The organism is Kitasatospora sp. NPDC057518, from assembly GCF_042802075.1.
Classification (GTDB): Bacteria; Actinomycetota; Actinomycetes; order Streptomycetales; family Streptomycetaceae; genus Kitasatospora.
In genome coordinates, this window is sequence record NZ_JBHVEU010000457.1 from 1 (window position 1) to 7,246 (window position 7,246).

Sequence of the window (7,246 nt, forward strand, 5' to 3'; positions counted from 1 at the left end):
GTCCGTCAGAGGCTCAGCACCGTCCGCAGCGCCGTGACGAACTCGGCCTCCGCGTCCCGCGGCGGGCCGGGCGAGCGCCAGGCGACGAAGCCGTCCGGGCGGACCAGCACCGCGCCCAGCGGGCCGATGCCGTGCAGGGCGGCGAAGTCCGCGCCGGGCTCCGGCGCCAGGTCGTCCTCGGCCCCGTCGCCGATCCGGAAGCCGTCCAGCGGGACGGCCAGCCGGTCGGCCGCGCGCCGGGCACCCGCCTGCCAGGCACCGCCCTCGGGGCCGGTGAGCAGCACCATCGCCTGTTCGTACAGGTCCAGCGTGGAGAGCCTCACCCCCGCCCGCAGCAGCCACTGGTGCGGGGCCCGGCTGCCCGGCTCGCCCGCCGACTCGAACTGCTCGGGGACCACCGGGCCGTCCCGGTCCGCGCCGACCACGGCGCCCACCGGGTACCGGTAGCCGAGCGCCACCGCCAGCACCCCGGCCTGCCGGCCCGCACCCGGCACCACCGCGTAGCCCGGGTGGCTGTGCTCGGCGGACCGCGCCGAGGCCCGCTCGCCGGTCACCCGGGCGACCGGGCGGCGCTCCTGCCCGTACGTCTCCAGCAGCCCCGGCCCGGCCCAGCCGCAGAGCACGGCGGAGATCTTCCACGCCAGGTTGTGGGCGTCCTGGATGCCGGTGTTGGAACCGAACGCCCCGGTCGGGGACATCTCGTGGGCGGAGTCCCCGGCGAGCAGGACCCGCCCGGCGCCGTACCGCTCGGCCACCCGCTCGGCGGCGTGCCAGGGCGCCCGGCCGGTGACCTCGACGTCCAGTTCCGGCAGGCCGACGGCGGTGCGGATGTGCCGTTCGCAGCGCTCGTCGGTGAAGGCCTCCAGCGGCTCGCCGTGCTCGGGGTGCCAGGGCGCGTGGAAGACCCACTCCTCCTGGTTGTCCACCGGCAGCAGCGCGCCGTCCGCCTCCGGGTTGGTCAGGTAGCAGGCGATGAAGTGACGGTCGCCGACCACCTCGGCCAGGCGCTTGGCCCGGAAGGTGATGCTGACGTTGTGGAACAGCTCGCCCTTGCCGGACTGGCCGATGCCCAGCCGCTCGCGGACCGGGCTGCGCGGGCCGTCCGCGGCGATCAGGAACTCCGAGCGCACCACCCGCCGCTCGCCGCTCTCCCGGCTGCGCAGCACCGAGGTGACGCCCTCCGCGTCCTGCTCGAAGGAGACCAGTTCGGTGCCGAACCGCAGGTCGCCGCCGAGCTCGCGGGCCGCCCGCCGCAGCACCGGCTCCAGGTCGTTCTGGCTGCACAGGCACCAGGAGCTGGGGCTGAACCGGGCCAGCCGGCCGCCCGGGTCGATCTCCCGGAACAGCCACTCCTGCTCGGCGCCGGTCAGCGACGGCGCCTGGAGGATGCCGTGGTTGGGGGCCAGGATCGAGGCCGCCTCACGGATCGCGGGTTCGATCCCGGCCACCCGGAACAGCTCCATGGTGCGGACGTTGTTGCCGCGCCCCCGCGGGTGGTGCGAGGTGTCGGCGTGCTTCTCGACCAGCAGGTGCCCGACCCCGAGCCGCCCGAGGAAGAGCGAGGCCGACAGCCCGACCAGCGAGCCGCCCACGATGAGGACCGGCACCCGGTCGTCAACCTTCGGATTCATCAATTGCTCCACCCTGTCAGGGGATTCCGCGGCCCGGAGACTGGGCTCGGCGCCGCCCTCGGCGGGCCCGCTCGACCGGGGGCCCCGCTCTTCCATCCCCCGCCGGAGGGGGCCCGTGGCGCCCCTTCGCCCGGATGGCCCGCAAATCTCGCGCCGCGCCCGCCGCGCCGCCCACGATCGACCTCAGGCCTGGCGCCGACGCGCCCGGCCGACCCGCCGTCGCACCGCCCTCCCAGGCCGGGGAGCACCCGCCGGGCACGGCCGACACGGCCCGCAGCGTGCGGCCCAGAGCAGAAAGTGGATCATGACAACTCTGTCCGAACCCCAGCCGAAGCAGCACGACGAGGCCGACACCCGGCTGCGGGTCGTGCTGATGCTGGAGATCCAGGACGGCGCCCAGCAGCGCTTCCTCGACGTGTACGAGCAGCTGCGCCACCAGGTGGCCTCGGTCCCCGGACACGTCAGCGACCAGCTGTGCCAGTCGATCAACGACCCGCGCCAGTGGCTGATCACCAGCGAGTGGAAGGACCAGGAGACCTTCCTGGAGTGGGTGGACAGCCCGGCCCACCGGGAGATGGTCAAGCCGATGCACGGCTGCGTCAGCGACAACTTCCGCTCGCTGCGCTACGCCGTGCTGCGCGAGACCTCCGCGGCCGGCTCGACCGGCACCCGGGCCCCGATGGAGGTGCCGCCCGGGCTGCCGCGCACCACTCCCGCCGGGCACGTCGGCCCGCCCAGGGTCGACCCCGGCCCGGACGGGGTGGTGCGCCACGCGCTGACCTTCACCGTCAAGCCCGGCAGCGAGCCCGAGGTGGCCCGCATCCTCTCCGGCTACGCCTCCCCCCGGGCCGAGGTGGACGAGCACACCCGGCTGCGCCGCACCTCGCTGTTCATGCTCGGCAACCGGGTGGTCCGCGCCGTCGAGGTGATCGGCAACCTCGGCGACGCGCTGCGCCACGTGGCGATGCAGCCCGAGGTGCGGGCCGTCGAGGAGGCGCTCAACCCGCACCTGGAGGAGAGCCGCCAACTGGGCGACCCGCAGGCCGCCCGGGCGTTCTTCGCCAGGGCCGCGCTGCCCGCCCGGCACCAGGCGATCGCCAGCTCCCCCGCCTCCGCCCGGCTGCACCGGCACGCCGTGCTCTACCCGGTGCGCCCGGGCCGCGGGCAGGAGGTGGCCGAGCTGCTGGCCGAGCACGACAACCTCGCCACCGCCGACCCGACCGGGCCGGTCGCGGCGGCCACCGTCTTCCACCGCGAGGACGTGGTGGTGCGCCTGGTCGACCTGCGGGTGCCGGCCGAGGCCGACCCGGCGGCCGCCCTCGGCGTGGCCGACGACCGGCAGGCCGCCGTGCTCGCCGGGCTGCTCGACCTCGGCCCGCAGGGCGACCTGCGCAGCGCCGCCGGGCTCGGCGCCTTCCTCGCGGCCCGCGCCATGAACCCGGTCACCGACCGCAGTTCCGCCGACCCGATCAACAACTGACGTTCCGTCATCTCACGGGAGATCTCCATGACCACGCAGTCCCCACGGATCGTCAGCGTCCACGAGGCACCGGAGAACCGCCGCCACGGCGCCGAGCTGCGCACCATGCTCACCCCGACCAGCTGCGGCGCGACCAGCGGCTTCATGGGCCTGGCGATCGTCCGGCCCGGCGAGCGGATCGGCGAGCACTACCACCCGTACTCCGAGGAGTTCGTGTTCGTCGTCTGCGGCGACCTGGAGGTGGACCTGGACGGGAAGCCCCATCCGCTCAAGCCGGACCAGGGCCTGATGATCCCGATCAACATGCGCCACCGCTTCCGCAACGTCGGCGACACCGAGGCCCGGATGGTCTTCCACCTCGGCCCGCTCGCCCCGCGCCCCGACCTCGGCCACGTGAGCACCGAGGGGACCGCGGCCTCCGGCCCGCCGGAACACGCCAAGGTGGTCTCGTGACCCGGCGCGTCGCCGTCACCGGGATCGGCGTGGTCGCCCCCGGCGGGGTCGGCGTCCCGGCGTTCTGGGAGCTGCTGACCTCCGGCCGCACCGCGACCCGGGGCATCACGCTGTTCGACCCCACCGGGTTCCGCTCCCGGATCGCCGCCGAGGTGGACTTCGACCCGGCGGCCCACGGGCTGGGCCCGGAGGACGTCCAACGGGCCGACCGCTACGTGCAGTTCGCGATGGTCGCGGCCGACGAGGCGATCGCCGACGCCGGCCTGGACCTGGCCGCCGAGGACCCGTGGCGGATCTCCGTCTCGCTCGGCACCGCCGTCGGCGGCACCACCCGGCTGGAGCACGACTACGCCCTGGTGAGCGCGGCCGGCGCCCGCTGGGACGTGGACCACCGGCAGGCCGAACCGCAGCTGCACCGGGCCTTCGCGCCCAGCACGCTGGCCTCCGCGGTGGCCGAGCGGACCGGCGCGCACGGCCCGGTGCAGACCGTCTCCACCGGCTGCACCTCCGGCCTGGACGCGATCGGCTACGGCTTCCAGGCGGTCGAGGAGGGACGCGCCGACATCTGCCTAGCCGGCGCCTCCGACTCCCCGATCTCGCCGATCACCGTCGCCTGCTTCGACGCCATCAAGGCCACCAGCGAGCGCAACGACGACCCGCGGCACGCCTCCCGCCCCTTTGACGCCGACCGGGACGGCTTCGTGCTCGGCGAGGGCGGCGCCGTCCTGGTCCTGGAGGAGCTGGAGCACGCCCGCCGCCGCGGCGCCCGGGTCTACGGCGAGATCGGCGGCTTCGCCACCTTCGGCAACGCCTACCACATGACCGGCCTCACCAAGGAGGGGCTGGAGATGTCCCGGGCGATCGACCACGCGCTCGCCCACGCCCGGGTGGACCGCACCGAGGTGGACTACGTCAACGCGCACGGCTCGGGCACCAAGCAGAACGACCGGCACGAGACCGCCGCGGTCAAGCGCTCGCTGGGCGCGCACGCCTTCAGGACCCCGATGAGCTCGATCAAGTCGATGGTCGGGCACTCGCTCGGCGCGATCGGCGCCATCGAGGTCGTCGCCTGCACCCTGGCGCTCGCCCACGGGGTCGTGCCGCCGACCGCCAACTACGAGACTCCGGACCCGGAGTGCGACCTCGACTACGTGCCGCGCACCGCGCGCGAGCTGCCGCTGAGCCGCATCCTCTCGGTCGGCAGCGGATTCGGCGGATTCCAGTCCGCCGTCGTGCTCAACAGAACGGGGTGAGTTCCATGACGTCACGTCAGCAGGGCCGCCGGGCGGTGATCACCGGGCTCGGCGTGGTGGCTCCGAACGGGGTCGGGGCCGACGCCTTCTGGAAGGCCACCAGGCAGGGCGTGAGCGTCCTCGACCGGATATCCCGCGAGGGCTGCACCGGGCTTCCGCTCCGGATCGCGGGCCAGGTGAACGGCTTCGATCCGCAGTCGGCGATCGACAATCGCTTCCTGGTGCAGACCGACCGCTTCACGCACTACGCGATGGCCGCCGCCGACCTGGCGGTGGCGGACGCCGGCTTCCGGCCCGACCCGGAACAGCCCTTCGCGGTCGGCGTGGTGACCGCGGCCGGCTCCGGCGGCGGCGAGTTCGGCCAGCGCGAGCTCCAGCAGCTCTGGGGCCAGGGGCCCCGGTTCGTCGGCCCGTACCAGTCCATCGCCTGGTTCTACGCGGCCAGCACCGGCCAGATCTCGATCCGCGGCGGCTACAAGGGCCCGTGCGGGGTGGTCGCCAGCGACGAGGCCGGCGGCCTGGACGCCCTCGCGCACGCCGCCCGCACGATCGAGCGCGGCACCGACGCGGTGGTGGTCGGCGCCGCCGAGGCCCCGCTGGCGCCGTACTCGATGGTCTGCCAGCTCGGCTACCCCGAGGTCAGCCTGGCCGGGCGGGCCGAGCGGGCGTACCTGCCGTTCACCGCGCTGGCCTGCGGCTTCTCCCCCGCCGAGGGCGGCGCGATGCTGCTGCTGGAGGACGAGCAGGCGGCCCTCCTGCGCGGCGCCCGCATCCGGGCCCGACTGGTCGGCCACGGCGCCACCTTCACCGGGGCCTCCCGCTGGGCGGAGTCCCGGGCGGGGCTGGCGGCCGCGATCCGGATCGCGCTGGACGAGGCCCGCATCGCGCCCGAGGAGATCGACGTGGTCTTCGCGGACGCCCTGGGGGTGCCGGAGGCCGACCGGGCCGAGGCCCTGGCGCTCGCCGACGCGCTCGGCCCGGCCGCCGAACGCGTCCCGGTCACCGCGCCCAAGACCGGTACGGGGCGCGCCTACTGCGGCGCCCCGATGCTCGACGTGACCGCCGCCGTGCTGGCCATGGAGGACGGCGTGCTGCCGCCCACCCCCAACGTCACCGAGGTCTGCCACGACCTCGCCCTGGTGACCGGCCGCGCCCGCCCGGCCGAACTGAACACCGCCCTGGTGGTCAGCCGCGGGCTGATGGGCTCCAACTCCGCGCTGGTGGTCCGGCGCTGGCGGCCCTGAACCGCCGCCCGGACCACCGCCCCGCACCACCCCGTCACACCTCCGAAAGGGACACCCGTGAGCAACACCCTCAGCTATCCGGAACTCGCCGTCCTGCTCCAGTCCCGGGCCGGCGTCACCGTCGACCCGGGCGACCTGGCGCGGCCGGGCGCGGAGTTCGACACGTTCGGCGTCGACTCGCTCGGCCTGCTCGGCGTGGTCGGCGAGCTGGAGAACCGGCACGGCCTCAAGGTCACCTCGGGCGCCGAGTCGGCCAAGACCCCGGCCGAGTTCCTGGAACTGGTCAACTCCTCCCTCGCCACGAAGGCTGGTGCCTGAGATGCCCGGACACACCGACAACGAGATCGTCATCGCCGCCCCGCTCGACCTGGTCTGGGAGATGACCAACGACCTGGAGAACTGGCCGCAGCTGTTCAGCGAGTACGCCTCGGTGGAGGTGCTGGACCGGCAGGGCGAGCTCGTCCGGTTCCGGCTCACCATGCACCCCGACGAGAACGGCCAGGTGTGGAGCTGGGTCTCCGAGCGGGAGACCGACCGGGACGCGCTCGCGGTGCGCGCCCGCCGGGTCGAGCCCGGCCCGTTCGAGTTCATGGAGATCCGCTGGGAGTACGCGGAGGCACCGGCCGGCACCAGGATGCGCTGGATCCAGGACTTCGCCATGAAGCCGACCGCCCCGGTCGACGACGAGGGCATGACCGGCCACATCAACCGCAACTCGAAGATCCAGATGCAGCTGATCCGGGAGAAGGTCGAGAAGCGGGCGGCGGAGCTGTGACCGGCCTGCACCGGGCGCTGATCGTCGCCCGGATGAAGCCCGAGGCCGCGCCGGACATCGCCGAGGTGTTCGCCGAGTCCGACCAGGGCGAACTGCCGCACCTGATCGGCGTCACCGGCCGCAGCCTCTTCCAGTTCGGCGACGTCTACCTCCACCTGATCGAGGCCGACCGCCCGCCGGGCCCCGCCGTCGCCAAGGTCGTCGGGCACCCGGAGTTCCGGACCGTCAGCGACCGCCTGACCGCCTACGTGCAGGCGTACGACCCGGCCACCTGGCGGGAGCCGAAGGACGCCATGGCACGGGAGTTCTACCGCTGGGACCGCTGACCCGGCGGCTCCCCGACGGGGCCGCTGCCCCCGCGGCTACCCGACGGGCCCGCTGATCCAGCCCCCGATGGGCCCGCCCCCGGC

General features: G+C 74.4%; 8 protein-coding genes. 7 read left to right on the forward strand and 1 reads right to left on the reverse strand.

Features of this window, described 5'->3' with window-relative positions:
• Nucleotides 1–5: 5 nt before the first annotated feature.
• Complete coding sequence (locus ACFU7Z_RS33005) at nt 6–1,727, reverse strand: FAD-dependent oxidoreductase (protein ID WP_380781576.1); 1,722 nt, start codon at nt 1,725–1,727, stop codon at nt 6–8.
• Between the two features lie 208 nt (nt 1,728–1,935).
• On the opposite strand from ACFU7Z_RS33005, the gene ACFU7Z_RS33010 reads away from it, so the two are divergent.
• The 7 genes from ACFU7Z_RS33010 to ACFU7Z_RS33040 are packed head-to-tail and all read left to right on the forward strand — an operon-like array spanning nt 1,936 to nt 7,162.
• A complete protein-coding gene (locus tag ACFU7Z_RS33010) occupies nt 1,936–3,111 on the forward strand; it encodes a SchA/CurD-like domain-containing protein (protein ID WP_380781578.1) in 1,176 nt (391 codons plus the stop codon).
• 27 nt (nt 3,112–3,138) lie between these two features.
• Nucleotides 3,139–3,564, forward strand: coding sequence for a cupin domain-containing protein (locus tag ACFU7Z_RS33015; RefSeq protein WP_074004532.1), 426 nt, complete (start codon nt 3,139–3,141; stop codon nt 3,562–3,564).
• Nucleotides 3,561–4,817 (forward strand): beta-ketoacyl synthase, encoded by a 1,257-nt coding sequence (locus ACFU7Z_RS33020; RefSeq protein ID WP_049659039.1) that lies wholly within the window; start codon nt 3,561–3,563, stop codon nt 4,815–4,817. The genes ACFU7Z_RS33015 and ACFU7Z_RS33020 overlap by 4 nt, the downstream gene beginning before the upstream one ends.
• Nucleotides 4,818–4,822: 5 nt before the next feature.
• Entirely contained in the window at nt 4,823–6,061 is a 1,239-nt protein-coding gene (locus ACFU7Z_RS33025; protein WP_375877728.1) for a beta-ketoacyl synthase N-terminal-like domain-containing protein, read from the forward strand.
• 57 nt (nt 6,062–6,118) lie between these two features.
• A complete protein-coding gene (locus tag ACFU7Z_RS33030; RefSeq protein ID WP_074004530.1) occupies nt 6,119–6,379 on the forward strand; it encodes an acyl carrier protein in 261 nt (86 codons plus the stop codon).
• A 1-nt stretch (nt 6,380) separates the two neighbouring features.
• Nucleotides 6,381–6,836 carry an SRPBCC family protein gene (locus ACFU7Z_RS33035; protein ID WP_049659036.1) on the forward strand — a complete coding sequence of 152 codons (456 nt, stop codon included), beginning with the start codon at nt 6,381–6,383 and terminating at the stop codon, nt 6,834–6,836.
• Between the two features lie 5 nt (nt 6,837–6,841).
• Nucleotides 6,842–7,162 (forward strand): TcmI family type II polyketide cyclase, encoded by a 321-nt coding sequence (locus ACFU7Z_RS33040; RefSeq protein WP_049659041.1) that lies wholly within the window; start codon nt 6,842–6,844, stop codon nt 7,160–7,162.
• Nucleotides 7,163–7,246 lie beyond the last annotated feature (84 nt).

Bases quoted from the DNA above. Each gene is read 5' to 3' on its own strand.
- ACFU7Z_RS33005 (WP_380781576.1), bottom strand. From the start codon at position 1,727: ATGGAAGAGCGGGGCCCCCGGTCGAGCGGGCCCGCCGAGGGCGGCGCC.
- ACFU7Z_RS33010 (WP_380781578.1), top strand. From the start codon at position 1,936: ATGACAACTCTGTCCGAACCCCAGCCGAAGCAGCACGACGAGGCCGAC.
- ACFU7Z_RS33015 (WP_074004532.1), top strand. From the start codon at position 3,139: ATGACCACGCAGTCCCCACGGATCGTCAGCGTCCACGAGGCACCGGAG.
- ACFU7Z_RS33025 (WP_375877728.1), top strand. From the start codon at position 4,823: ATGACGTCACGTCAGCAGGGCCGCCGGGCGGTGATCACCGGGCTCGGC.
- ACFU7Z_RS33035 (WP_049659036.1), top strand. From the start codon at position 6,381: ATGCCCGGACACACCGACAACGAGATCGTCATCGCCGCCCCGCTCGAC.